General features: G+C 44.1%; 17 protein-coding genes, 4 tRNA genes and 3 pseudogenes. 13 read left to right on the top strand and 11 right to left on the bottom strand.

Annotation, left to right across the window (positions count from 1 at the left end; translation table 11 throughout):
* Both N482_RS24365 and mtnK read right to left on the bottom strand, forming a co-directional pair.
* Positions 1-372: pseudogene (locus N482_RS24365) on the bottom strand (transposase DNA-binding-containing protein); the annotation flags it as partial.
* 130 nt (positions 373-502) lie between these two features.
* Positions 503-1,697 (bottom strand): annotated as a pseudogene (gene mtnK, locus N482_RS13185) (S-methyl-5-thioribose kinase).
* A 132-nt stretch (positions 1,698-1,829) separates the two neighbouring features.
* Here mtnK and mtnA point away from each other — a divergent pair.
* A complete protein-coding gene (mtnA, locus tag N482_RS13180) occupies positions 1,830-2,837 on the top strand; it encodes an S-methyl-5-thioribose-1-phosphate isomerase (RefSeq protein ID WP_063377469.1) in 1,008 nt (335 codons plus the stop codon).
* Between the two features lie 103 nt (positions 2,838-2,940).
* Complete coding sequence (locus N482_RS13175; protein ID WP_231100866.1) at positions 2,941-4,935, top strand: alpha/beta hydrolase family protein; 1,995 nt, start codon at positions 2,941-2,943, stop codon at positions 4,933-4,935.
* Between the two features lie 70 nt (positions 4,936-5,005).
* On the opposite strand, the gene N482_RS13170 is transcribed toward N482_RS13175, so the two are convergent.
* The 3 genes from N482_RS13170 to N482_RS13160 are packed head-to-tail and all read right to left on the bottom strand — an operon-like array spanning position 5,006 to position 6,846.
* Complete coding sequence (locus N482_RS13170) at positions 5,006-5,548, bottom strand: 1,2-dihydroxy-3-keto-5-methylthiopentene dioxygenase (protein ID WP_063377467.1); 543 nt, start codon at positions 5,546-5,548, stop codon at positions 5,006-5,008.
* Complete coding sequence (gene mtnC / locus N482_RS13165; protein WP_063377466.1) at positions 5,549-6,232, bottom strand: acireductone synthase; 684 nt, start codon at positions 6,230-6,232, stop codon at positions 5,549-5,551.
* Positions 6,229-6,846, bottom strand: coding sequence for a methylthioribulose 1-phosphate dehydratase (locus N482_RS13160; RefSeq protein WP_063377465.1), 618 nt, complete (start codon positions 6,844-6,846; stop codon positions 6,229-6,231). Before N482_RS13160 ends, mtnC begins: the two co-directional genes overlap by 4 nt.
* Before the next feature lie 97 nt (positions 6,847-6,943).
* Here N482_RS13160 and N482_RS13155 point away from each other — a divergent pair, with 97 nt between their 5' ends.
* Together N482_RS13155 and N482_RS13150 are read left to right on the top strand one after the other, a co-directional pair.
* Positions 6,944-8,083, top strand: coding sequence for a methionine aminotransferase (locus N482_RS13155; RefSeq protein ID WP_063377464.1), 1,140 nt, complete (start codon positions 6,944-6,946; stop codon positions 8,081-8,083).
* Positions 8,071-8,859: a nitrilase-related carbon-nitrogen hydrolase gene (locus tag N482_RS13150; RefSeq protein ID WP_063377463.1), complete on the top strand. Its 789-nt coding sequence runs from the start codon at positions 8,071-8,073 to the stop codon at positions 8,857-8,859. Before N482_RS13155 ends, N482_RS13150 begins: the two co-directional genes overlap by 13 nt.
* A gap of 43 nt (positions 8,860-8,902) precedes the next feature.
* Here N482_RS13150 and N482_RS13145 read toward each other — a convergent pair whose 3' ends face one another.
* The 5 genes from N482_RS13145 to N482_RS13125 all read right to left on the bottom strand — a co-directional run bounded on the left by N482_RS13145 (position 8,903) and on the right by N482_RS13125 (position 19,841).
* On the bottom strand, positions 8,903-12,217 hold the full coding sequence (locus tag N482_RS13145; RefSeq protein WP_063377462.1) for a methyl-accepting chemotaxis protein: 3,315 nt from the start codon (positions 12,215-12,217) through the stop codon (positions 8,903-8,905).
* Between the two features lie 368 nt (positions 12,218-12,585).
* Positions 12,586-15,909 (bottom strand): amidohydrolase family protein, encoded by a 3,324-nt coding sequence (locus tag N482_RS13140; RefSeq protein ID WP_063377461.1) that lies wholly within the window; start codon positions 15,907-15,909, stop codon positions 12,586-12,588.
* 332 nt (positions 15,910-16,241) lie between these two features.
* Complete coding sequence (locus tag N482_RS13135; protein ID WP_063377460.1) at positions 16,242-18,401, bottom strand: ATP-binding protein; 2,160 nt, start codon at positions 18,399-18,401, stop codon at positions 16,242-16,244.
* A gap of 184 nt (positions 18,402-18,585) precedes the next feature.
* Positions 18,586-19,242, bottom strand: coding sequence for a helix-turn-helix transcriptional regulator (locus N482_RS13130; protein WP_039611367.1), 657 nt, complete (start codon positions 19,240-19,242; stop codon positions 18,586-18,588).
* Between the two features lie 227 nt (positions 19,243-19,469).
* Positions 19,470-19,841 carry a histidine triad nucleotide-binding protein gene (locus tag N482_RS13125; protein ID WP_063371468.1) on the bottom strand — a complete coding sequence of 124 codons (372 nt, stop codon included), beginning with the start codon at positions 19,839-19,841 and terminating at the stop codon, positions 19,470-19,472.
* A 154-nt stretch (positions 19,842-19,995) separates the two neighbouring features.
* On the opposite strand from N482_RS13125, the gene N482_RS13120 reads away from it, so the two are divergent.
* The gene (locus tag N482_RS13120; RefSeq protein ID WP_063377459.1) at positions 19,996-20,583 is read left to right on the top strand and encodes a DUF2057 domain-containing protein; all 588 of its coding nucleotides are present in this window, start codon (positions 19,996-19,998) and stop codon (positions 20,581-20,583) included.
* A gap of 54 nt (positions 20,584-20,637) precedes the next feature.
* Here N482_RS13120 and N482_RS13115 read toward each other — a convergent pair whose 3' ends face one another.
* A complete protein-coding gene (locus N482_RS13115) occupies positions 20,638-22,482 on the bottom strand; it encodes a M1 family metallopeptidase (protein WP_063377458.1) in 1,845 nt (614 codons plus the stop codon).
* A gap of 131 nt (positions 22,483-22,613) precedes the next feature.
* On the opposite strand from N482_RS13115, the gene murB reads away from it, so the two are divergent.
* The 8 genes and pseudogenes from murB to N482_RS24360 all read left to right on the top strand — a co-directional run.
* Positions 22,614-23,624 carry a UDP-N-acetylmuramate dehydrogenase gene (murB, locus tag N482_RS13110; RefSeq protein WP_063377457.1) on the top strand — a complete coding sequence of 337 codons (1,011 nt, stop codon included), beginning with the start codon at positions 22,614-22,616 and terminating at the stop codon, positions 23,622-23,624.
* Positions 23,617-24,612, top strand: a complete 996-nt coding sequence (birA, locus tag N482_RS13105) for a bifunctional biotin--[acetyl-CoA-carboxylase] ligase/biotin operon repressor BirA (protein WP_063377456.1) — start codon at positions 23,617-23,619, stop codon at positions 24,610-24,612. The genes murB and birA overlap by 8 nt, the downstream gene beginning before the upstream one ends.
* Complete coding sequence (locus N482_RS13100; RefSeq protein ID WP_063377455.1) at positions 24,612-25,325, top strand: type III pantothenate kinase; 714 nt, start codon at positions 24,612-24,614, stop codon at positions 25,323-25,325. The genes birA and N482_RS13100 overlap by 1 nt, the downstream gene beginning before the upstream one ends.
* Before the next feature lie 117 nt (positions 25,326-25,442).
* Positions 25,443-25,518 (top strand) — tRNA-Thr (locus N482_RS13095).
* Positions 25,519-25,561: 43 nt separating this feature from the next.
* Positions 25,562-25,646: transfer RNA gene (locus N482_RS13090), tRNA-Tyr, on the top strand.
* 45 nt (positions 25,647-25,691) lie between these two features.
* Positions 25,692-25,766, top strand: a tRNA-Gly gene (locus tag N482_RS13085).
* A gap of 12 nt (positions 25,767-25,778) precedes the next feature.
* Positions 25,779-25,854 (top strand) — tRNA-Thr (locus N482_RS13080).
* A gap of 138 nt (positions 25,855-25,992) precedes the next feature.
* Positions 25,993-26,061, top strand: a pseudogene (locus tag N482_RS24360) (elongation factor Tu); the annotation flags it as partial.

Here is a 26,061-nt window from a genome sequence, read left to right as displayed (position 1 = left end):
CCTCGTCCGACATGACCCAAGCCACCTCGAATGGAGGGGGGTTATAAATCAGTGTGGTCGTGTCTTCTAATGCGAGTAATCAATGATGACTTTGTGCTTGTTCAACCGTTGCTTGAAAGCCTGACTCCGCTATGGCATTTGCATCAATGTTCTCGTTACGGATAAACCGATAGGCTCCTTCCATATCGGCGGGGATTGAGTGATATTCACGAGTGATTTTCCTGGTTCATTTGCGAGAGTTGATGCTAACTTTACCAGACGCGCTGTTCTTCTTGGGTCGCCTAAGTCCGATTGACCAAATTGCAGCTCTGCCCAGTGAGTATGCGCGTTAATCACAATGTGTCTCCATATAGTATTTGAAGATCTGATCATGAGATTGAGGTTTAGTTCAAAAAAATCCCCGCTAATTTCTTAGCAGGGATTTGTGTATAAGAGACAGCTTAAAGAGGCTTTTTTCTTTCGGGCAAGAGAGAGTTTTTAAGGATTGCTGCGTATATTTCAACTAGTGAACAAAGCTAATAACAAGCTGATAGAAATCATCTGTTGAGCGGCAGCTCTTGGCATTTAAGAGCAGCTGTTCGCCAAGCTGTAAAGCCTGCTTTTGGGCGAGTAGGCGCTGTGACTCATCTTCAATCTCAGCGATGTCTGCTACATGCGCAAGGCCAATAGTGCGACGGATTAACTCAGTACCCCATTGTATCTTGTAAGACTTCTTGTAAAAACAGTTCTAAATAACCTGGCGCTTGTAGGGCTAAATCACGAGTACGTTGCTGGGCCAGTGTAAGCCAGCTTTGTTCAAACTGCTGTAAACATGCTGAGATGGTATTGAGTAGGTAGGAGTGTAAATCTCGGCGTTTTGGTGGCTCCTTAATTCGGCCATTTTGGGCGCAATAATTTAGTAACAAGTTGCCAATAAAAGAGCCTAAATCAAAACCGATTGGCCCAAAAAAGCCAAACTCAGGGTCGATTAGCTTCGTTTGTTCAGCATTTACAAAAATACTACCAGTGTGTACATCTCCATGAAGTAGCGTTTGTGGTGACGAGAAAAATTTTGTTTTCAGTCGAGCGACAATACAAAGCAACGTTGTATTTTTTCGCAGCTGTTTGACTTGTTCTGCTAGTGCAGCCGGGTAGTCATTACGCTCGCTTTCACGATAGGGGTCATCAAAAAATAAACCTTCGGTGATGGCGCACAACTCTGGATTAGTAAAATTCTGAATTTGTGTCTTTTTTTCCTGCGGATTGAGATAGAAGTCAGAATAATAAAAGCTGGTTGTAGCGAGGTATTGCGCTACATGCTGCCCTAAATTTTCGAAAGTTCGACCAGCAATGAGTTCGGCACGTAATATGTCCATAGCGCCTAAATCCTCTAAAACAGTGGCTGCTTTATCATGGTCGTGATGCAGTACTTTTACAGTGTGCGCAGGGCAAACCTCACCATGTTTTTGCAATACCTGAGCTTCGATACGGGCTCTGTCTAATGTCAGTGGCCAGCTCTCACCTACGCATCTTGCATAGGGCAATGCTTGCTTCAATATAACGCTATTGTTGTCTGTGTCCAAAATCCTAAATACGAGATTCAGGTTACCATCTCCAAATTCGTAGCAGGTTAATTCAGAGTCTTCAGCAAAGAACATCCCAAGTGACTTGATGTAATTGAGTGCTGTCTCATTATTGAAGGCGGCGTATTTACTCACTGTCATTTACCAAAAAGTTACCGTTAGTCTTGGTATCCTATATTTTTAAGTGTTTAGATGTCTATACATCTTTAGGTCTTTATGTAGAATGCGTGTAACTCATGGTTGGTTATAAAAACATAAGTGAAAAATATGAAAGAGCTCATCGGTGCGAGCCTTAAGTATCAAGCAGGTAAGGTTCAGGTCTTAGATCAATATCTATTACCCCATCAGGAGGTTTGGCATCATTGCCAAGATGTGGCGAGTATGCAAAACCTTATCAACAAGTTACAAGTTCGAGGTGCGCCATTAATCGGGCTAGCCGCAACCTTATTGGTGGCATATCTCGCTGAGCAGGGCGCTGCGCGCGAGGAGCTTAGCGATGCAATTGATGCGCTGGAAGCGACTCGTCCTACGGCCGTTAATTTAAAACACTGTATGGATTGTTTGCGACAAGCACTGCAACAACATGACTTTGCAGGCGCCGTTGTGTATCACGCAGAACAGCTTTTTGAAGAAGACGTTGCTTTGTGCCAGCGCATAGGTGAGCATGGTGTGTCACTGGTTGATGCCGCAGATAATATTCTCACTCACTGCAATACAGGAGCTTTGGCTACCGCAGGGATCGGCACCGCGCTCGGGGTTATTTATACTGCTGCGCAAAAGTACGGCGATATTCACGTTTGGGTTGATGAAACACGTCCGTTGTTACAAGGTGGTCGTTTAACAGCCTATGAGCTTCAGCGGTGGCAGATCCCTTATACATTGTTATGTGACAGCATGGCTGCATCTTTAATGGCCGCTGGCAAAGTAGATAAAATTTTTGTCGGAGCAGATCGCATCGCGGCAAATGGCGACTTTGCAAACAAAGTAGGAACTTACAATTTGGCGGTACTGGCTCAATACCACAACATACCGTTTTATGTGGTGGCACCAAAGACAACATTTGATGCAAAGTGTACGCACGGTGGAGATATTGAGATTGAGCTACGCAATGCATCAGAAGTAACCGGTGTTAGTGGTAGCTTCGGGGATTGCCAATGGGCACCACATAATGCGCTTGTTTTTAACCCTGCGTTTGATGTCACGCCTGCGAACCTAGTGACTGCTTGGATATTTGATAGTGGTATTTATTACCAACCAGAGTTTAGCGCAGTTTAAAAAACTATATGGAGAACGTTATGTGTGCTGGTGATTTTGCGTTCTCTACCTAGTTGTTGAGGGGTAGTTTTTTTTCTAACCATATGTAAAATTGAGGATTCAAATGTTAAGTAAGGGACCTTGGATTATGGGACGACTACTCAGTGTTATTGTACTGATTGGCGCGACTTTCAGCGTTGTCGCAACACAGCAAACTTCTCCTGTCGAAACGACACCAATTCCTATCGAACACTTTAGTAAAGGCAGTGAATACACCAATGTGAAACTGTCTCCCAGTGGCAAATACATTAGTTATATTTCAAAGATGGAAGGTAAAAATGTATTGGGTATTTTGCGAACCAAAGATTACGACATTGAGTCTGCAATTCGATTTGAAAGCAATGCTCAGGTGGGTGACTACCACTGGGTTAACGATGAGCGACTGGTCATGGAAAAGGAGTACGTAAAAGGCTGGACGGACGTCCCTTATTATTACGGTGAGTTATTCAGTATTAATGCAAATGGAAGGTCAGGGCGCTATGTAGTTGGCTATCAGGGAGGAAGTCAAACAGGTACTCGAATACAAAAAGGCACAGCATTAGACGGTACCTCATACGTGTTGGATCCGCTTATTAATGATGATCGCCATATGTTGATTCTTACTTACCCCTGGACTGGGTCGGCAGAACCGGTGACGAAAGTGTATAAGGTCAATGTTAAATCAGGTAAGCGTACAGTTGTAACACGAGCGCCAAAGAAGAACGCAGATTTTCTAACTGATCATGAAGGGAATGTCCGTTTTGCGACGGCAACAGATGATTTTGTTACGGGTGAGATTTATCAAAAAATCAAAGGGAAAAGTGGCTGGCACACGCTTGAGTTAAAGACGCCTTTGCAAAACATGCGGTTGCATGCACTAGATGGTAGCGGCGACGGACTTTATGTTACCGGCTCAGAAAAAGGCGAGCCAGATGGCCTGTATAAGCTTTCTTTGTCGACGCAAGAACTGTCCTTAATCTATAAAGATAAAGACGTTTCACCGAGTAAAATGTGGGTTGATCCAGTAAGTAAACAGTTGTTCGCTATCGAACTTGATCCTGGTTATCCAACCTATGCATTTACCGATGAAAAGGTGCCATTAAGTGCGAGTATTAAATCGCTCTTGCAAAGTATAGAAGGCCATCAACTTCGCCTGATAAGCTCAACTCGCAGTGGTGACAAGCATTTGGTATTGGCTACCAATGACCGCAATCCAGGTGACTACTATTTATATGATCAAACAAAGAAAAAGCTGCAATATTTGTTTTCGACGCGTATCTGGATAGATCCAGCACGGATGGCAGAAACCAAGCCGCTTAAATTTAAGAGTCGTGACGGTATTGAAATTCACGGTTACTTAACACTGCCAAATAACAAACCACATAAAAACTTACCTTTGGTAGTCATGCCGCATGGTGGCCCTCATGGCCCCAGAGATTACTGGGATTATGATACGGAGTCACAACTACTCGCGAGTCGTGGTATGGCGGTACTCAGAGTGAACTTTAGGGGCTCTGGTGGGTATGGAATGAATTTCGAGTTTGCTGGGCATCGAGAGTGGGGCCGCAAAATTCAACATGATATCTTAGATGGTGTCGACTATGCTGTGGCTGCGGGGTATGCAAACCCTGAAAATATGTGCATTATGGGTTCTAGTTTTGGCGGTTATTCTGCAATGCAAAGTGCCATCATTGCACCAGATAAGTTTCAATGTGCAATTGGTGTCGTCGGCATTTACGACTTACCAATGATGTTTAAAGAGGGTGATACGTCAAGGCTCAGATCTGGCATTCAATTTTTGAAAGCTGTTTTAGGTGAAGATGAAACGACCTTGGTGCAATTCTCACCGGCACGTAATGCAGATAAGATAAAAGCACCAGTATTAATTGTACATGGCGGCGATGATGAACGGGCGCCTATCGAACATGCAGAAGCGATGGTCAATGCGTTGAAAAAGGCTAAAAAGCCTTACGAGTATTACTTGCTAGAAAATGAAGGGCATGGTTTTTATAAAGCTGAACACCGCTTGGCTTACTACCAAACAGTATTGGCCTTTTTAGACAAGCATTTAGAGCTCTAATCGCGGTTAATTCTTGCTACTTAAGCCTTGAAAATGCGCTACTGATGGACTGGTAGCGCACCGTCTAAACTTAGCCTAATAATGGGAAAAGCGTGGCGATGTTTGAGCCCGTTTCCTTTGCCACCCAACCCTCTGTGTTATTGAATAAACGAATGGCTGTAAATTCAGGGTCACTGCCCATATCAAACCAATGCGGTGTGTTTTCTGGCACTGAGATTAAATCACCTTGCTGGCAAAGCACTTGGTACACTTTACTCCCAATATGAAGGCAAAATAGCCCTTGTCCCGCAACGAAGAAACGTACTTCGTCTTCACTGTGGGTATGCTCGAATAAAAACTTCTCCCTCAAACTAGCTGCGTTTGGGTTACCTTTTTGCAGAGCAATGACATCCACCGTTTGGTATCCACCAAGCTGTTTCAGGCGAATGATGTCGTTGTTGTACGCATGCAAAATCTCAGAGTCTAGGGGGTTAGCAGCCAGCTCCTTTGTTGCTTGCCACTGCTCAAAATGCACGCCTACAGCCTCTAACGCGGCGGTAATGTCTGCAGGTTTACTGCTCTCAAATAGCAGTTCTGTGGGCTGCTGATCTTGATAGATATGTAACTGACTCATTTATATTTTCTCACTGTCAAACTGCTCAAAACTTGTTATGAATGGATGATTTTGGTTTTGTGCTTGGTTATCACGCCACAGTTGCAAAGTTTGCAATCCCGCATGTTTAGCCGCATCCAGCTCTTCGATAATATCGCTGAGAAACAGAACTTCATGGGGTTCGAAAGGTATTTGATTGACGATGTTCTGATATGACGACACAGATTTCTTATGACCGACAGTGGTATCAAAATAACCTGTAAACAGAGAGCGAATATCGCCATAGTCAGAATGTGCAAATAACAGTTGTTGTGCTTTTACAGAGCCCGAAGAATAGACATAAAGAGCTGTGCCTGCTTGATGTTGCTGTTGCAAATACTGATAAGCATCGGGATAGATATGGCCCGTAAAATCACCTTGTTGGTAGCCAGTTTTCCAGATTAACCCCTGTAACTGTTTGAGTGGTCTGACTTTTAAATCATCTCTGATCCAAGCCAGCAAACTAACAATGACGATATCTATATTTGCCGTAGGCTGGGCAATTTCATGCCTGACTGCGTCAAGTAGGGCTTTTACAAGCACATCACTTTCATTTTGACGTACGAATGCTGGTAAGTGTTCGGCAGCATAAGGAAAAAGTACATCCTTGACGAAGGATATTCGTGTAATGGTCCCTTCGATATCTGTCAGAATAGCTTTGATCATTTAGTCGACCCCTCCAATTTTATTCTCTCTAACTCACAGGCAAATAAGAATTCTAACCCTTCAATATGACGGCGTGTTTCGAAAACACTGTTGCCTAAAGCGTATAAACCGTGACCACGGATCAAAACGCCATGACGAATAGGGTCTGCTTGATGATGTTTCGCAACTCGCTCGGCGAGTGCTGAAATATTTTGGTCATTGTCAAAAATGGCAATGGAGAGCGTATCAAGGTGGCTACGAATACCTGCGAGAGATTTTTGCATTTCATAGCCTGTGACGGTAAATCGTTCGCCGCTGATAAATCGAGAAAGTACCGTCGCTGCCACGGAATGTGTATGCAAGATACAACCTGAGTTGGGCTGTAATTCGTATAGTTTTAGATGAAGCGCGGTCTCTGCCGAGGGCTTCCCATCACCCGATATGATATTACCTGATTGATCTAGCTCTAAAAATTGCTCTGGTGATAATTGTCCCTTGTCAAACCCACTGGCCGTGACCACGAATCCATTATCTGTTTTAATGGAGAAATTACCGCCAGTTGCTGGGACCCAACCTTGTTGGCTAACCCAGCGACCAGCATCAATAAGCGCTTGTTTTGCTGCCTTTGTTTGCATATTCGATCTACCTAAAAGGTTTGGACGGCTATACTTCTATTTGAGGCAATGATAGCATCGCTTTAACGCCTACGCCATGATCAAAAAGAGACACAGGATGGAAAGTAAATTACCGAGTGTTGGTACTAGTATTTTTAGCAAAATGACAGGTCTTGCTAATACGCACAGCGCCTTGAATTTATCACAAGGATTCCCTGAATTTGATGCGCCTGCCCGATTGAAATCTGCTTTAGCCGACTATACAGTGACCGGCCACAATCAATATGCTCCTTCTCCTGGTGTGGCGTCGTTGCAGCAGGAGGTAGCCTCCCTGATTGCGCGTAAATACGACCAAATTATTGATGCTCAAGCACAAGTGACAGTTACGGCTGGTGCAACAGAAGCCCTATTTGTGGCCATTCAATCACTAGTCAGAGAGGGGGATGAAGTCATTGTTTTTGATCCCGCATATGACTCTTATCGTCCAGCGGTGGAACTTGCAGGGGGCAAAACAATTCATATTCCCCTATACGCACCGGACTATCAGATCAACTGGCAAAATGTCAGCGATAAAGTGACGGCAAAAACACGCACTATTATCATCAATACGCCTCATAACCCAAGTGCAAAAATGCTTAAACAGGCTGACTTTAAAGCGTTGAAAGCAATAGTTGAGAAGCATGACCTATATTTGATCAGTGATGAAGTTTACGAGCATATTACGTTTGATGAGCAGCCTCATCTAAGTGTTTTGCGCGATGCTACGTTGTTACAGCGTAGTTTTGTGGTATCCAGTTTTGGTAAAACTTTTCATTGTACAGGATGGAAAATGGGCTATTGCGTGGCTCCACCCACACTTGCGCAAGAATTCAGAAAGATTCACCAGTTTGTCAACTTCTCAAGTTTTACCCCTGCACAGTTAGCGCTTGCAGATATGCTCAAATATGAACCGAATCATGTGGACGAGCTTGCTGGGTTTTATCAACACAAGCGTGATCAGTTAGTCGTTGCACTAGAATCGAGCCGGTTTAAAATACTCCCTAGTGAGGGCACGTACTTTTTGTTATTAGATTACAGTGCTATTTCTACCTTGAATGACGTCGATTTTTGTCAGCAACTAGTTGAAGAGCATGGGGTTGCCGCAATTCCGCTGAGTGTTTTTTATGAATCACCGTGTGAAGATCGAGTTATACGACTGTGTTTCGCAAAGGAGTCAGCTACCCTCATAGCCGCGGCGGAGAAGTTATGTCGACTCTAACAGTAAGCTTGGTCCAATATGATATTGAATGGCTAAGTCCGGAACATAACTTCAGTGAAATAGAGTGTTTAACGGCAGAACTTGAGCCTTGTGATCTATTGCTTTTATCTGAAACCTTTGCCACAGGGTTTGCGTTAAAGGAGCGAACTTCTGAATTTGCACACACCGCACTGACATTTATGCGCGCGTTAGCAGCGCGGCATAATTGCGTTGTGGCTGGCTCAGTCTTGGTGCCTGAGGGTGACAAAAAAGCGAATCGCTTTTATTGGTGTTGGCCGCCAGTGTCAGACAACGAAGCAGGTCGTGTCGAATATTATGATAAACGCCACCTATTTTGCCTAGGCAATGAAGGGGACTATGTGTCTGCAGGCCATGACCGTAAGGTATTTGAAATCGGCGACTTTAAGATTTTGCCACAAGTTTGCTACGACTTACGGTTTCCTGTGTTTCAGCGTAACAATAACGATTATGATGTGATGGTCAATGTTGCCAATTGGCCGGCAGCGCGCCGTTTTGCTTGGGATACATTGCTACGAGCACGAGCAATTGAAAATCAATGTTATGTACTGGCCAATAATCGCATTGGTGAAGATGGTTATGGCACAGCCCATAATGGCGGGACGGTTGTGTTAGATTACTTCGGTCAGCCACAGGCACAAGCACCAGATAATCAAGCAGGTGTGATCACCGTGACCTTATCCAAAGATTCATTGGCACAGTTTAGGGCGCAATTTCCAGCTCACTTAGATGCAGATAACTTTACGCTAGAATTATAAGCTGGGTTAGGGACCTGTATTGGCACCTAACCAATTGGTATACCTAAGGTGTATTGTACTGATGCACAATTAGCGCTTGATTGCCTGTTGAAAGAGACGTGCTTTGTGTGACGTCTTCTTGCTCAGGTAAGGTGAAATAACCAAGTAGTTGCTTCATTTCACTGGCCTGCATTGCCATACGCTTGGCTGCGGCCATGGTCTCTTCAGTAATGGCAGAGTTTTCCTGAATGAGATCAGTCAGCCTTTGAACCACTATATCTACCTCTTTTATCGCTTGTTGTTGCGTGAGTGTTGAACGATTAATACTTACGATATTTTCGTTCACATCGGCTACCGCCAGTACGATATGATCAAGTTTTTGTCCCGAGCTGTTTGCCAGTGTTGTCCCTTGTTGCACTTTGTCGTGACTGTTCGCAATAATTTCTTTAATTTGTTTTGCAGAAGCCGCACTCCTGCCCGCAAGCTCCCTTACTTCATTGGCAACAACAGCAAATCCTCGGCCATTTTCACCGGCTCGCGCTGCTTCAACCGCGGCATTAAGCGCCAGCAAGTTGGTTTGAAATGCCAGTTCGTCAATCACAGAAACGATTTCGTTAATGTCTTTACTTGCCGTATTGACTTCATTGATAGCGTTTACGGTATCCTTTGAGAGCACCCCACCTTCTTTGGCGATAACTTGGGCATTACCTGATTTACTCACCGCGGTTTCTGATTGCTCAGCCACTAAGGTAAGTTCTTCGAGCATGTGGCCAGTACTGGCACTGGCCTGCTCCAAGTTAGAAGCCTGCTCTTCAGTTCTGCGACTGATCTCCGTATTACTGGCGGCAATTTCACCAGCACTGTGGGTCACTAAGTTTGCTGCACTTTGGATGCCTTCAATGACTTCTGTGAGTTTACGGGTCGTGGTCTTCACGTCTTGTTGTAAGGTCGCAAAGACCCCTTGATATTGCCCTTCAATTGATTCACCGAGGTTTCCTTTCGCGATTGCACTAAGGCTGTCCGTTACCGCATGAATGGCATTAGATATTGTATCTATAGAGCTATTCACATCTTTCTTAAGCTGTAAGAGCTGCCCTTGTAGTGGTGAGTCGATTTTTTGTGTGAAGTCACCACAACTCATCGCAGCCATTACACTTGCAAGTTCTTCAACGACTTGGTTAAGGTTGTTCACTGTATTGTTTATGTCATTTTTGAGTGTTGCCAACTGCCCTTTAAGTGGCGAGTTAATGGTTCTATCAAAGCGCCCGTGACTAATTGCCATCATCACTGAGGAGATCTCACTCATTGCCTTATCCAAGCTGTCCACGGATAAATTTATACTAGACTTGAGATCTGCCAATTGACCCTTAGCAGGCACATTGATTGGCTGTTTAAAGTCGCCCTCACTAACTGCAGCCATCGTGCTGCCAATGGCTTTGATAATGGCTTCTAGGTTGTCCATACTGCGATTCGTATCGGCCTTCAATTGTTCAAGCTGACCAGACAGTGGTAACTCAATACGTTTTGAAAAGTCACCACTGCGAATGGCAGCCATCGTATGATTCAGTTCGTCAACAGCGCCACTTAGGCTAAAAATGGAGTTATTTACGCTGTCTTTTAAGCGTGCCAAATTACCCTTGGCGTCGACAGTGACCAGTTGTTTAAATTCTCCGTGTTCGACATAGGTCATGACATTAATAATGTCATTCATGGTATCGTCAATGGACGTAACGGAGCGGTTAATGTTATTTTTTAAGAGATCTAAGTCCCCGCTTAAGTTTGCGGTAATGTGTTGATTGAATTGACCTTTAGCCATGGTTTGGATAACCAAGTTAATTTCTTTTAACGCAGTTTGCAGGCTAGTGGAGCATTCATTGGTGGCTTCTTTAAGCATATTGAGCTCGCCTTTACAGGGGGCGCTAATACGGTCAAAAAACTTGCCTTTGGCCATCTGATTGAGGACTCTATTGGCTTCGGAAATAGACAGCTGTAGGGCATCTAGCAGTGAATTGAACGCTTGAGCGCTTTGTCCTATTTCATCTTGTGAATTGACTTTTGCGCGTAATGAAAAGTCGCCTTTGCTTTGTACTTCTCGCATTGTATTCACCAAATCATGTACAGGACGGGTAAGTGTTCGTGAAAACCAGATTGCAATTAAAATGATTAATACGGCACTGACGACCATAACGATGGTCATGGTTTGACGCAGTGCACTGACGGTCGCAAATGCTTCAGCTTCATCAATTTCGGCTAACAATGCCCAACGCACATCAAAGACTTCCATATCACTGTATGCTGACAATACAGGGTTACCATTGTAATCGGTCACCACCTTTTGCCCCTGTTTGCCTTGCATAGCAAGTTGAAATGCTTCGGTATTGATAGTGCCTTTGTCCGGGTTAGAGAAGGAAGCGATGACTGAGTGGTGAACAGGGTCAAGGTATGAGTCCGAGCGCATTAGACCTTCTGGACCAACTAAATAAGTTTCGCCACTTTGACCCAGTCCATGCCGCTCCGTCATGATCTCATTGAGTGCGTCAATGGATAGCTGAAAAATTAAAGTGGCCTGCGAGACGCCATCAAAATCTAAGCTAATGGCAATAAAACTCGCTGGGGCATTATAGGACGGTAAATAGGGTTCATAATCGGCAAAAATGACTTCATCTTGCTCAATAAGTGCACTGGTAAAAGCATTGGCGATATTGCTATTGGCAAAGGGGCCATCAGTGAGGGAGGTGGCAAAATCAACTTCTTTAAAAACAGAGTAAACAATGTTTCCGCTGTAGTTATCCACTAAAAAAATATCATATAGTTCGTAGACTTCTGCTATCTCTCTAAAAAAGTCATGATGGCGTTGGTGGACGATGTCGTACATATCTAAATGACCAGTTTTCTTCAACGCGACTTTGTCACCCAATGGATGCGGGTTGTCTGCGAGATAACGAGTCTGTAACTCAATACCTTGTGGTGACAGTGGTGCTAGTAAGTCAGGCATTGAAACCGGTTTGTTACTTTGTTGTTCAAACTGTGGTTGAAATTGCTGGCTATAAAAGCGCTCTAAGCGTTGCGAAGTGGTATCGGTGGCTTCAAGTTCATCAAAAGCATCTAAAAAATCTTGGCTTGCTGTGAGGACGTAGGGGTTAATCGCCAACGACTTGAGTTTGTCTTCAACACTTTTAAAGTGCCTTTGAACTGCCCGTTTTTTGACTTTGCTGACGGCGCCCAATTGCGCGTAAACTTGATCGCTGATCGTGCTAGATGCTTGGATCAGTGAAAAGGCGATGATGGTGGTGGTTGGAATGAGGGCTACCAATAAAAAAGCGGCCATGAGTTTTTTGGTTAAATCGAGAGATTTAAAGAACTGGCTGAGACGAGACATAGTGGCCTCCCTTATCCTATTTTCCTTGGTTAAAAAAGCACGATGTTTTGTGTTGCTACATTGCTTTGACCGTACACAGCAGCAAAGCCCGGCAACCAAAGTTGATTAAATAGGGCGAAAAGTGTACAGATCTCAATAAAGTTTAGAACACATCTCAATAAGATCTAGCGTGTGAGTTTCATTTATCTGCACAAAGAATAAGGGAATTAGCTAGCCTGTAACGTTTGAATTACATGGTGTTTTTTGCATTTTACTGGCAAAGATGATTGACCATCATTGCGGGCGGTGATTTGAAGGGAGTGGACGATAAATTTACAAAAAAGAAGCAGCATGTGCTGCTTCTTAATTAATGCAAAAACAACTTATTATTAGTGTTTCCAATGATAGCTATGTGCTTTTTCTTCCATATACGCTTCAGTATCTGGGTGCATTGGCGTTTTGTTGCCACCTTCAAAGAAGAAAGATTGGCGCTTACGGTCGTAGTTACCGATTTCGTTCAAAGTTGCAGCGTCATAAACACGGCCGTTTAAGATAGTGTAAGCCACTTTCTCTGATTCGCGAATATCGTTGAGGACATCTCCGTCAATGATGACAAGATCTGCTAGTTTACCTTTCTCGATAGTACCAATGTCATTGTCTAGTGCGAGATATTTTGCACCATCAATAGTACCGCTGCGCAGCGCTTCCCAAGCACTGAAACCACCTTGTGCCATTGACCATAACTCCCAATGCGCGCCAAGACCTTCACGTTGACCATGGGCACCAATGTGAACTGTAACACCTTCATCACGCAATTGTTTCGCAGACTTAGCAGCATTGATGTGGTTATAGTGGTGCTCAGGCGCCTTTTCACGACGGATAGACATTGGTTTGACTACGTATTCAGGTACGAAGCTCATTAAGCGTTCGTTTTCCCATACATTGGTGGTGTTGTAGAAATAGTCTTCTCCCTTGATACCACCGTAGGCAACGTTAAAGGTCGGTGTAAAGCCCGCGTTTGTTTGGCTCCACATTTGTGTGACGTCCGAGTAAATATTTGGAATTGGTAGCGCGTGCTCAAGCCCCGTGTGTCCGTCGATGATCATATTCATGTTTTGCTGGAACTTAGAACCACCTTCTGGTACTACCATGATTTCCATTTGTTTTGCAGCTTCAAGCACCTGTTGACGTGTATCACGGCGTGGGTGGTTGTAGCTCTTAACAGAAATCGCCCCGGCATCTTTAAGACGCTTAACATGGAACTGGGCATCTTCTAAATTACTAATTGGTGTTTTATAACCTGGCGCGTTACCTGCGTAAAGGATGCGGCCAACAGAGTAGATACGTGGTGCAACAGTTAGGCCTGCACGTTGTAATTCTGCCATTGAGAATACTTCGTTTGAGTCATTTGATGGATCGTGAATCGTTGTAACACCAAAGCTCACATTAGAGAACTGGTTCCAGTTTTGCTCTGGTTGAAGTTGGCGACTGCCGTAGCTGCCATGTGCGTGCGCATCAACTAAGCCTGGGATCACGGTCTTCCCTGCGATGTCCATGACTTTGGCGGAGCTTGGAATTCGTACATCGCTACGTGCGCCAACAGCAATAATGCGGTTATCTTCAATAAGCACTACACCGTCTTCAAAAATTTCTTGTTGATTGTCAGCATCACGCATTGTGACAACTTTACCACCAACCAAAGCCAGTAGACCTTTTGGTTTATCAGAAGGTTGCTCAAAGCTCAAATCAATGCCTTCTGCGGTTAATTCATCTAAGGTATCTGATGCGTTGTCCACAAATGAGAAGGTATCTGTTAGCTTACGTTGATATAGATTTGGTCCAAATGCCCACGTGAGTGCGCTGCTATCCGCTTTCCAATTAAGGAATGCGCCAGAGTATTTTGAAACTTGTTTTACAGGGAACGCCTTACCACCTTTGTTGATAGATAGGGTTTTACCCGTGCTTGTAAATGGCGCTACAAAGGTGTTGAAGTGCTCAATGAATGCCACATAGTTGCTATCTGGAGATACGCGATAGTCAAAAATGTATTCGCCTTTAAAGTGACTGCGCTCTTCATGCCCATTTAAATCCACACTTTTTAGCTCTCGGCTAGTTTCACTGCTGGCAACAGAGAAGTAAATACGCTTAGGATCAGCTCCAAAGTGAGGTGTGTCACCACTCTTTGCGACGCGCTTCGCTTCACCGCCTTTGGCATCAACTAGGTAGATACCTGGGTGCATCGACCAATCACCACTGAGTAAGAAACCACCGGTTACTTTCTTATAAACAACCTGCTTGCCATCAGGAGAGAAGCTTGGAGAAATATAGTGGCCCGGCTCTTGGCTAATAACACGGCCTTTACCGCCTTTTGCTGACACAACACGGATACTACCTAGCTCTTGATCATCCCAAGTTGTATAGACGATAGATTTACCATCGCGAGAATAGCTTGGATAGAACTCAAAATGTTCATTTTGCTTTGTTACGCGTCGTACTTCACCAGACTCAATATCTTTGATATACAGATGGCCAAGAGCTTGAAATAAGGCTGTTTCACCATTTGGTGAGATCTGTGACCAGCGGGCTAATTTTACTTTAAAAGTATCTGGTGCAACATCTACAGCAAATTTAAGCGCTGGAGTGATCTCTTTTTCAGCGACAACGCGAGTTGGGATCACTTGTGCTTGTTTGCTCTCAATGTCTACTTTGTGGAATACACCACCAGACCAGAATACGAGTGCTTTGCCGTCAGGCGTATAAGCAAATGCAGGGGTGTTCCCTTGTGCGCCATTCGCTTCTTGTAAATCTCGGTCTAAACCGGAAAAAATTTGTGTTTCGATACCAGATTTTAAATCTTTGATATACAGCGCGCTGATCATCGCTTCGCCATTGTCTTCGCGTTTCACAAACGCTAAAGATTTACCGTCTGGACTTGGTGTTGGGCGAATTGCACCACCTGCGCCACGGATAACCGTTTCTTCTTCCCCTGTCGCAAGGTCCCACGAGCGGATCTCAAATACAGAGGTTAAAGCGTTTTTGTTGTATTGCCAGCGAACACCTGTTGTTGCATCGACAGAGTAGTAGATTTTCTTACCATCTTTAGAGAAAGCCGGCTCTGCGACGTTTTTCTGTGACTTCGCGCCGTGTAGACGTTCACGCACTAATACGCCTTGACCACCAGAGATGTGGTACATGCGGATCGAGCCGCCAGGGATAGTACGACCAGTTACTTGACCTTGTTTAACGGCGATGTATTGGCCATCAGGTGACCATGAAGGGTTGTGGATCAAGTTGTGAGACTCGTCGGAAACCTGACGTAGGTTTTCACCATTTGCATCCATCACCCATAAATTCTCGGCACCAGCACGATCGGAGATAAACGCGATGTGTTTGCCATCAGGTGAAAACTTCGGTTGGAAATTCCAAGCGCGATCGCTGGTTAGTGCCTTTGCTTTGCCACCTGAAATAGGCATGACATAAAGATCACCTAACATATCAAAAATAACGTGCTCGCCATCAGGGCTTACATCCAAGTTACTCCAAGTGGTTTCGTTGGTGTCAATTGTGATGGTTTGCTTTTCGCCAGGAGGGTTCAGTACATCCCAATTCGCAGTGTCATTTTTAGCGCCTTCAGGCGCTGCAATTGTGGGGGTACTTAGCCCGATCAAAGCTGCACCAATCGCGATGGCGATAGGTGATTTAAATAATGCCATGGTGTATTCCTATGTGTTGTCTTTGCCTAGCTGCAGTCTAATGCTGCGCTTTGGTTACTTATCTTGTTGTGAGCTTATTCGCTTTTATACTCAAGTAGCATGGCGAAATTTTTCGTCAAAGTCGACTAAATGACGACAAAACAGCCTTCAAGCACGGTGGCTTTGCCTTATTTTTATACAACAGGTCTCCATTACGCTAAAAAGGGAGCAAATAGGTCTGATTTATTCTAATTAAAAATAACGCCCAGAATGGTAGGTATCGCCTGATAATGAGGGTGAAGATATGCTAGCAGCATACTTGTGTCGGTATGCTGCTAGCTTCGCATGAGCCGCTAACTGAGTGTTTGCTGCCTCACAAATTGTAGGTAGGCTTCTAAACTTTTTTGCCACAACGCCATCGCTTGGGTAAGGTCATCATCGCATTGTTTACCATCTAGTAGTCGACGTTCAATTTTCTTCAGCGCGAGGCCATATCGATTGAACCCAAGTTGCAGTGCCGTACTGGCTTGGCGGTGCAGCGACTTAATACATTGTTGTTCATCTTCATTGAGTAGCTGTTGAATATGGATGAGCTTATTTCGAGCTGATAAAACAAATTCATTGTAAATAGAGGACACTTCGTCTTCGCTAAAGCCACTTTTCAATGAATTCACCGCAGTGTCATCATAGAGGGTGTCACATAGCTCAACACGCATATCCGGTTTTTGCGCCTTTTGAGAATCACTGATGGCTTGTCGCAGCTTCTCTTGTTTAATAGGCTTGCCGACAACATCCTTAATGCCCAAAGATAAATACTCTTTAATTTCTTCAGGGCTCAAACTGGCAGTAAAGGCCAAAAACGGTGTGCGTTTATTCTTGTGCTCAATGGTTTGCAACTGCCTTAATACTTCTTGTCCTGTAAAGTCGGGTAGGTTCATATCGAGCAGTACGACATCAAAAACATGTTCTTTGAGGTGTTCGATGGCACTGGTACCATCATAAGCGAGCTTAATTTTGTGCTCGTCCGCTGCCATAAACTCAATGGCGATTTTTCGGTTTAGATCAAGATCTTCTACTAATAGTACAGAGAGCCCTGTGGGGTATTCAGGATTATGATGGCGCTGCTCAACCAAGCTGAGTTCACCAATAGGCAGACTGACATCAAAGCTAAATGAGCTCCCTTTACCTAATTCACTGAGTATTTCTAATTGGCTGCCCAACTTGCTCAGAAGGCGAGCGGTAATTGCCAGCCCAAGTCCTGTCCCTCCCTTGGTTTTACCAGCATTACTTTGCACATAAGGTTCGGTAAGCTTATCTATGTCCTCTGCTTCGATGCCCGGCCCAGAGTCAATGACGCTAAATCGTACAATATGCGACATATTGGCTTCTTCAAGCAGTTCAACACAGAGCTTAACTTCGCCTTTATCTGTGAACTTGATGGCATTTCCAACTAGGTTGAGCAAAATTTGGCGAAGTTTTTGTTGGTCGCAGTAATAACAAACTTGGTCCGGCAAGTCATAAACGAGTGAGAAAGTAAGTTTTTTCTGTTCTGCGAGAGGGCTCATCAACAAGCATAAATTGTCCAGCCAGCTTTTTAGTTCCACATCTTCTGAAGACAATACTTCATCACTTTGATCTAAACTTGCGTAGTCGAGTACTTTATCAATCAGCAAGTTAAGCGATTCAGCCGAGTTAATAATGGCTTCACAATACGCTTTACTAGACTGGTCATGGCTGCGGTTTAATACCAATTGGGCACTGCCCAAAATCCCATTGAGGGGCGTGCGGATTTCATGGCTGATAGTAGATAAAAACAAACCTCGGATTTCTAAGTCCTTTTGTGCTTTTTCAGTTAAATTGTTTAAGTTGAGTTCGCGGCGTTCATTACACAGCAGGGCCATGCCTGTAGCATAGAAAATAGGGGCTAAGACACCATTAAAAAAGATAGCAATAGAAAACCAAGGATCTTCAAATAAAGTAACCGCATCTACATGTCCCATGAACACGGTACGGCCAATAAAGGCAGTAAATACAAAGCCTAGTACGATTAGGTAGACAATACTGCCGTTGGGATAAAGTGGCCTTGCGTATCGGATAAAGTAGTAGCTTAGTAAAATAGCTTCGACAATATGTTGTAAATCAGAGATGAGGATCCGTTGTCGTAGGCTGTCATCAACCACTGCGTAATATATCAATGCAGAGAGTAAAAAGAGCGTGGCGAATAGATAAAGCCTAAATTCAAGCCCGCGCTGACCTAAAAATTGGCTGATCGCCCAGCAATGAATAATCGATGCGAGAAACAGGAGTGTATTTGCGATACCAATTGTCTGCCACTGAGAAAGAAAGCTGTGTAGTGCAAACATCGAGATAGCGGCAAATAACACCAGAGGGTAAAAAATATACAGCAATACGCCCGGCGTATTTTTGTTTGCTCGCCAAGTTAAGTAATTGATGAGCGTCATCATCGCGGTCATCGCTGCACTGGCTACATACAGAGTTTTATGGTCCAACATAAAGGCTACGTTAACAATTAATAGACGTACCTAGGATAGAGCGAAGGCATACCTCAGTAAAGCTGAGGAACTAGAAAATAATGAGAGTTGCTTATGGGCTAGATGCAGGAAAAACAAAAAAGCATGCTTGAAGCATGCTTTTTTACAGAATTACGAAGTGTACTATCGGTGATCAGTGATGTACCTACCTAATTTCGTCTGGAATATTTTGCTGTGCCCATGATAATAGCTCAATACGGTTACGGCATTTGGTTTTACGAAATGCGCTGTATAAATGTGTTTTAACCGTGTGTGGGCTGATATTCAGGTCTTCAGCAATCTCCTTGTTTTTTGCTCCTTTACTCATTAGCGAGATAATGGCTTTTTCACGCTTTGTGAGTTTAACTGGCTCGATGTCACCCTCTGTTAGCTTATGAAGTGCGTCTTTGTTGAACTGCAACATACGATTTAACGCATTACACATAATCTCTCGGCGATACCACAACTGATCTTCCATCAGTAAGCGAATGCCTTTCATCAATACGTCGGCATTATCTGTTGTGTAAAACACACCACGAATACCGCTAAGTAAAGCACGGTTAGCCAATTCAGGATTTTCATCTAAATTGAACAGCACAATATCACAACTGACCTTTAGGTTTACCAACTGCTCTTTGAGTTTACCCCATGCATCATTGACTGCTGTTTCAATAAAAAGTAACCGAGTATCTTCTGGCACTTCGGAGATATCGGTTCCTGTGATTACGTCTAACCCCTGAGTTTTCAGGAGCGGTTGTAAAACGTTTATTCCTATCGTATTGATAGGCTCTTTATCTAGCAATAAAAATGCAGTACTGCTCATTTGAAAAACACTCTCATTCTGTCTGATAACGCAATGCTAACACGTGATTCAGACCTTTTGTATTAGAAATTTCATCAATAAAATGAAGTTTACGGTATAAAGTGTGGCATGATTGACCAATTTGTAAACAGCATCTAGTTGTTAAAAACTCAACCTGTTGATTAGTAGGAGAATTTATTTATATGGAGTAATAGCTTAGTTAATTACATTTTTTAACAAAGAATAATTTAAGATACTACTTTTTTCCTACTTTGGTACGGAGGCCAGCCCATTTCAAGCCCTGCTAAAACATGCAAATGAATGTGGTACACGGTTTGTCCACCGTCATTATTGCAATTCATAACTACGCGGTAACCGTTTTCAGCAAATCCGTGCTCTTTGGCAAGTTTAGCTGCAACCAAGTGTAAATGCCCAACTAAGTGCGCATTTTCTTCATTTACATCGTTTATTGTCGCGATTGGCTGTTTTGGAATAACCAACACATGGAAAGGCGCTTGTGGATTAATATCTTTAAAAGCAAGTGCCTTCTCATCTTCGTACACTATGTCTGCAGGTATTTCACGATTAATTATTTTCGTAAAAATCGTCTCTTGGCTCATTACTTTTTTCCTTATATACGTTAGTTTAGCTGTTCAGCATAGCGTGGACTAAACAAGATACAAGGGAAATTACAATTAGCATTCATCATAATTGTAACTAAATTTGGCACAAATACCTGCATTGACAAAGGTAGCAAGCAAATAAAGAGGAAATATGAAGAAAATTAGTATATTTGGAGTTTTATTAGCACTTTTTAGTGGTATTTCTGTATCTGGGGAAGTTAAATTCCCAGAAGAATTGCTTCCTTTGCAAGTAAATAACACTGAAATCGAGCACTCTTTTTTTAACAAAGTTCGCACTTTAGAATTACCGGCAGGAGTTCATCGAATTAAGGTGAAGTATTCAGACTTATTTGAGCTGGATTATGATGAACATGAAGTGGTGGACTCCGCACCATTTTGGGTTGAGGTGGAGCTGGGTGAAGGGGACTACCAAGTACGTTTTGAGGAAATTGAAGACGTTGAACAAGCTCGCCGCTTTGCCAAATCTCCAAGTATTTGGCTGCAAGCCAAACTGGGCGAGACAGTCAGTGCTAAAAGCGTGATTCAACGAGCATCACAGCCAGTTGCGCCAATAAAGGTGGCGGTAGCGCAAAACTCTGTGATACCAACAACTAGCCAAAGTACGGCACCAGCTGCTGGAAGGCCGGATGCGGCTGCAATGCTGGAGTTTTGGTGGCAGCAAGCAAGCCCTGAGCAGCGTGCCGCATTTTTGGCAACCATAAATAAAGACACACAATGAATGAGGGGATATTACTTGGGTCATGAGTAACCCAAGCAATATTATGTGCCAATGTTAGTTGAAAATTGCGTCAACAGTGCCTTGTGCAAGTGGGTGGTAGCCTGGACGCGCATTTTGGTAAACTCGGTATGCCCAATCACGCTTACCATGCTCAACCAGTGCCTTGTACAATGGCACAATTAACTTACGACGACCAATGCCTGATAGATGTTTATCAAGTGCTGGATATATCTCTTTATAGCCATTACCAACTGCAAGCATGTACCACGCAAATGCTAGCTCCGCATTGGATGAATTGGTCAGGTTAAATGCGTTGTCTAGCGCAGTCATATTTTCACGTGACAGATCTCTGGGTAAGTTGTTTAGAAAGTGCAGCCACTCATGAACTGTCCAGCTCTGTGTAGGTAGGGTGTTTAACTGCTTACTACCATTTAACCAAGCCTGTGTATGAGCGTCTACCTGGTTGAACGCATCTGACGTAGGCGTCGGTGCATCAGCAGGTAGACCAGGTTGGTAGATCCATTCTTTGGCTTTTTCAAGTGACACAATACCCGGATGCTTTTGCAGTAAATGCTTATCTAAGTACTTTACAAATTCAGCTGTTGTGAGTGATTTAAATGCGAAAGCATCGAAATAGCCTTTCACAAAGATATCAAACTGTTCGCGACCGAATTTTTCTTCTAAATAAATTAAAAATAGCTGACCTTTTATATAAGGCACTTTAGAAAATGCATCGTCAGGGTCACGACCGTTGAGCTTTAAATTCAAGCGGGTATCCGGTGCTGGAATATTGTTGAGTTGTGCGCGCAGACCTGCTGCGTCAAGTGCTTGCTCCATCACCGCGCGTTCACGGCCAAATACTTCTTCCATAATGCGGTTTTCAACATAAGAAGTGAATCCCTCGTTGAGCCATAAGTCTTCCCAAGTTGCATTCGTTACTAAGTTACCCGACCATGAATGCGCTAATTCGTGAGCGATGAGGTTTACAAGGCTCTTGTCACCAGCGACGACCGTAGGCGTAATAAATGACAGGCGTGGGTTTTCCATTCCGCCAAATGGGAAGCTTGGTGGTAGCATTAGCAAATCATATCGACCCCAAGCATATTCACCGTACATGGCATTGGTTTTGTCGATCATCGCTTGAGTGTCATTAAACTCAGCAACCGACGCTTCTAGGATTTGTGGCTCAGCAAAAATCGCGGTTTGGTGTGACATTTCTTTATATTCTAAATTGCCCGCGCCAATTGCGATTAAATAAGGCGGGATCGCTTGTGGCATATCGAACCAGTAATCGCCATCTTTTACAAAGGCTTCCGAATTGTCTGCACTCATAACCGCGCGGACATCTTTTGGAGTTTGAATACGCGCTGTATAGGTTGTGCGCATAGCTGGCGTGTCTTGTACTGGGATCCAACTTCTGGCATGAATGGCCTGAGACTGGCTGTACATAAATGGATGTGTTTTACTGGCGGTCTGCACAGGTGTAAGCCATTGTAAGCCAGACGCTTGTGGCAAGCTGTTGTAATAAATTCGCGCTTTTTTGGCTTGTTGCTTGAACTTAATCGTCAGCTTAGCACCTTTTACACCACTGCGGGGGGCTAAGGTAAAATCGGCGCGGTGCCACTGGCCGTTTTGGCTTTGATACATTACACGGTCGATTTGAAGATCACGCGTATCTAACACCAGGGTACGTGCCTGCTTGTTTTGCCATTCTAAGGTATGTTCGACGAACCCTTCGAGTTGTTTGTCTTCAAAGTCGACATCTAGATCCAAATGTAAGTGTGTGCTTACCACGTCACCAAGGTTTGAGTAGGTGTGTTCGTCTACGGCCTTTGCCGCCATAACAGTGTGAGAGAGGCCCGCAATAGCGAGGCCAAAAGTTAAGGCTGAGAGTTTCATTTTTATCCTTGCTCATGATTGAGAGTGGCTTTTGTTATACCACTTCCATGTACAAAAGCTACTCAGATGCGTTGGCGGTCGCAATCAGGTAAACTACGGCAAATAATCAGCATTCTTGATAGGCGCTACCCGTGCAGTCATTGCAGTCATTACATACCTTTGCTCTTCCCGCTAATTGTCAACAATTGGTGCGTATTACGGCATCTGAGCAATTACATTCCGTTGATTTTTATCAGCCTTTTTTCATTCTTGGGGAAGGAAGTAATTGTGTTTTTTTAAATGATTTTGATGGCACAGTGATACAAATGGCAAATCGCGGTATTGATGTGACAGAGCTGGATGATCATTATCTCGTTCGCGTCGCTGCGGGAGAAAACTGGCATCAGCTGGTGATGAAACTACTCGAAATGGGCATAGCTGGATTAGAAAATTTGGCGTTGATCCCTGGCACAATAGGGGCAGCTCCTGTACAAAACATTGGGGCATACGGGGTTGATCTGGCAGATGTATTCTCCCACTTAACTGGGTATCACATACACGAGCAGTCATTTGAGACCTTGGATAAAAGCGCGTGTCAGTTTGGTTATCGTGATTCTGTTTTTAAGCAGGCTTTGCAAGGCCGTTTTGTGATCACTGAAGTTGTACTTAAGTTACCAAAACAGTGGCAGCCAGTACTTGATTATGGACCATTACGAGATTTAGAGAGTACAGAGGTTGATGCTAAACAAGTAGCGCAGCGGGTCATGCAGGTCCGTCGCAGCAAATTGCCGGATCCTGAGTTATGTGCCAATGCAGGCAGCTTTTTCAAAAATCCTGTGGTGAGTCTTGAATTGGCGAAAACCTTGCGTGAACGCTATCAAAGTATGCCGACTTATTCTGTAAACGATGAGAAAGTGAAATTAGCGGCAGGTTGGTTGATTGAGCAAGCGGGATTAAAAGGACATCGTATTGGCGGCATTCGAGTTTATGACAAGCAAGCTTTAGTACTGGTCAATGACGAGCAAGGTGATGGCGAAGAGTTACTGGCGATGATCACACACATTCAAAAAACGGTTTTCGACAAATTTATGGTTGAGCTGATACCTGAAGTACGATTAATTGGTCGCGGTGGCGAGTTTTCAAAAGGAGTCGAGCATGGTTAAGGCACCGGCGGGCAATAAGCTTGCAATACTAAGCGCGTTGAATCGCGATCACTTTATTTCTGGGCAGGCGTTAGGAGAAACCCTAGGGATCACCCGAGCGGCGGTTTCTAAACATATTAAATCACTGCAAGAGATGGGCATTGATATCTTCAAAGTGACGGGTAAAGGGTATCGGTTAAATCATAGTTTGCCCTTATTAGACCAGAGTAAAATCTTACCAGTGTGGCAAGCATTGAGCGAAAGCGCATGTCACATCGAAGTGCAACCGATTATTGACTCGACAAACAGCGAGCTCATGCGCCGTATTCAAGCGCCTGACAGTGATATTCGTTCTGGACAAGTATTGGTCGCTGAAATGCAGCAAGCGGGGCGTGGTAGACGCGGCCGTCAATGGCAGTCACCTTTTGGTGCCAACCTTTATTACAGCTATTACTGGTTGTTTGAAGAGGGGATGCAGGCTGCGATGGGTGTCTCAATCGCGGTAGGCTTGGCTGTGTACGACGCACTGCAAGCGCTATACGACTTAGATGTGCAATTAAAGTGGCCAAACGATATCTATATTAATGAGCAAAAGCTTGCAGGGGTCCTCGTTGAATTAGATGGGCAAATGGAAGGTCCTTGCCACTTGGTGATTGGTATTGGCCTCAATATCGCGATGCCAGCGGGCGCTGCACAGCAGATCGATCAAGCTTGGACAGATCTGAGTCAGCATGTGCCAAACATAGATAAAAACCAATTAGCCGTGGTACTTACACTCTGTTTGCAAAAGCGCTTATATATCTATCAAAAAAAGGGGTTAGCTGACATGGTGGCGCAATGGAATGAACTTAATGCGTTTCGCAACCAAGTGGTGAGCTTGAGTACAGGCCAAAGACAGTGGCGTGGAGTTTGTGAAGGTATTGATGCCCAAGGTGGTATTGTGCTGCGCCAAGATGGCGAATGTAAATCATATTATGGTGGTGAGATTTCACTGCGTAAGGAAGGGTAATGCGTTTACTGATTGATGTAGGTAATACCGCAGTAAAAGTCGCGACAGAGCATCTTGGTCAAATATCCGTGATTTCTGAAGCGACCATCCCTTGGCAAAATATCTCGGAAGTACTGATTGCCCAAGTAGGCAAAAACGATGACCTCGAGCCAATATTGGAACACGCCAAAGCTCATAACCTACCTTATTTATTTGCCAATGTAACGGCAACGTTAGGTGATCTAGTTTGCGCTTATCCCGAGTTTAAGAACTTAGGCATTGATCGCTGGTTGACTGTTGTTGCGAGTCATCATTTATACCCAAGTAAAGCATGTATTATTGTTGATTCGGGAACTGCGACCAAAGTGGACGTGCTCAATGGCCAAGGGCAGCATCAGGGGGGGTGGATTTTACCCGGCCTAGATATGATGATCGAAAGTTTGGTATCAAATACGCAAAAGGTATTCAGTGATGAACACTCTAAATTTGATACCACGCTTGGCAAAGACACCCCCAATGCAGTAAAAAACGCGGCACTGAGTGCGACTGTGGCACTGGCACAGCGGGCAATTGATGAAATGGAGCAAGCGACAGAGGGGCAGCCTATACAACTTATCTTTGCCGGTGGCTATGGCGAGCTTATTCAGCAACACCTTGATTGTTCAGGCATCTACTTCGATGATTTGGTGATGCAGGGGTTGGTTTTTTGGCGTAAATACCAACAAAACGCTTAATTAATGAAAGCTTTGCTGTAAATATGAGCATTTAAACAATGAATTGTGATTTTTTTTAATATAACTGTTGCATAGTGCCAGCGGTTGCTCTAATATCTCGCCCCGTACTAAAGCAGTGCCGACTTAGCTCAGTTGGTAGAGCAACTGACTTGTAATCAGTAGGTCATCCGTTCGACTCGGATAGTCGGCACCATTTTTCAAGATTTAGAACACGCTTTAGAAAAGAATTTTTATGTGGAGGGGTTCCCGAGCGGCCAAAGGGATCAGACTGTAAATCTGACGGCTCAGCCTTCGCTGGTTCGAATCCAGCTCCCTCCACCACTTTATTCTTGACGGTTCTGAGGTAGTTAAGAACAGGTTCCTAAAGCGGGCATCGTATAATGGCTATTACCTCAGCCTTCCAAGCTGATGATGCGGGTTCGATTCCCGCTGCCCGCTCCAGATTTCTGGTGTGCTGATATAGCTCAGTTGGTAGAGCGCACCCTTGGTAAGGGTGAGGTCGGCAGTTCAAATCTGCCTATCAGCACCAGTCTCCGGATCTTCCCAAATACTTCCTTTGATTTGTCACAAAAACATTTATAATTGTAAAGAATAAACATAGTCCCCGCGCGCGCGCGTGGATTATTTTTATATGTAATCTAGATACACAAAACTTATAGGTTCCGTCATGGCAAAAGAAAAGTTTGAACGTTCGAAACCGCACGTAAACGTAGGTACAATTGGCCACGTTGACCAC

It is taken from the genome of Pseudoalteromonas luteoviolacea NCIMB 1942, assembly GCF_001625595.1.
Lineage (GTDB): Bacteria > Pseudomonadota > Gammaproteobacteria > Enterobacterales > Alteromonadaceae > Pseudoalteromonas > Pseudoalteromonas luteoviolacea_A.
The sequence above is the reverse complement of the archived record's forward strand: the minus strand, read 5'-3'. Positions and strand labels throughout refer to the sequence as shown.